This is a genomic window from Brevundimonas sp. GN22 (assembly GCF_054824005.1).
Genome location: NZ_JSYD01000170.1, coordinates 1 through 250, shown reverse-complemented (window position 1 = coordinate 250; position 250 = coordinate 1). Strand labels below are relative to the sequence as shown.

The 250-nt window shown below is 59.6% G+C and carries 1 protein-coding gene; it reads left to right on the top strand.

Annotated features, from left to right (window positions below):
- The coding region (locus tag OB03_RS14620; RefSeq protein WP_461344653.1) for a recombinase family protein at positions 1-250 on the top strand (250 nt) is incomplete at both ends.

Below are 250 nucleotides of genomic sequence, written 5' to 3'. Positions count from 1 at the left end.
GATCCAAACCAAGACCATTCGCTGCGCCATTTATACCCGCAAGAGCACCGAAGAGGGCCTCGAGCAAGATTACAACTCCCTGCATGCCCAGCGTGATGCCTGCGCCGCCTACATCCTCTCGCAAGCGGGCGAGGGCTGGAGCCTATTGCCCGAGATCTATGATGATGGAGGCTATTCGGGCGGCACCATGGAGCGTCCGGCTCTCAAGCGGCTGATGGCAGACATCGAGGCCAAGCGGATAGATGTGGTG